Source organism: Aeromicrobium sp. PFPM2_SD2 (genome assembly GCF_057364525.1).
The window spans coordinates 1-774 of sequence record NZ_JBNFNZ010000707.1 but is presented as its reverse complement, the minus strand read 5'-3'; the positions used below and the strand labels follow the sequence as shown (position 1 = coordinate 774).

Annotated in this window: 1 protein-coding gene; it reads right to left on the bottom strand. The window is 75.6% G+C overall.

Annotated features, from left to right (window positions below; genetic code table 11):
* Positions 1 to 680 (bottom strand): pantoate--beta-alanine ligase (panC, locus tag AC2W7G_RS17605; protein ID WP_485869573.1); only part of this gene is annotated, 680 nt, incomplete at its 3' end.
* Positions 681 to 774: the final 94 nt, after the last annotated feature.

Below are 774 nucleotides of genomic sequence, written 5' to 3'. Positions count from 1 at the left end.
GTCGGGGGCCCGCGGCGGACGCGACGGCACCGACCTCGAGCGCCCCGCGACAGCGCGAGCGCCCGGTCGTGCTCCTCGGCGCTGAGGTAGGTGTTGCGCGAGCTCATGGCCAGGCCGTCGTCCTCGCGGACGATCGGGTGGCCGTCGACGCGCACGCCCAGCCCGAGGTCGCGCACCATGCGGCGGACCAGGGCCAGCTGCTGGAAGTCCTTCTCGCCGAACACCGCGACGTCGGGCCGCACCGCGGCGAACAGCTTGGCCACGATCGTCAGGACGCCGCGGAAGTGGGTCGGGCGCGCGGCGCCCTCGAGCACGGTGCCGAGCGGGCCGGGGTCGACCATCACCGAGGCGTCCGGGCCGTCGGGGTACATCTCGGCGACCTCGGGCATGAAGACGACGTCGACGCCCTCGGCCTCGCACACCGCCAGGTCGGCCCCGGGGGTGCGCGGGTAGGCGTCCAGGTCCTCGCCGGGCCCGAACTGCGTCGGGTTCACGAAGACCGAGACGACGAGCGTGTCGGCCTGCGAGCGCGCCCGGCGCATGAGGCTGGCGTGACCGCCGTGCAGCGCCCCCATCGTCGGCACCAGCGCGACGGTGCCGGCATCGGCGAGGGCCGCGCGCAGCTCGGCGTGCGTGCGCACGACCCGCAGCGTCGTGGTGCTCGGCGCGGACACGTTCATCGGGCCTGCTCGACCGAGGCGGCGAGCGAGTCCCACTCGGCCTCGTCGAGCGCCTGGCGGACGTCCGCGGACGTGCGGGCCTGCTCGAGCAGCG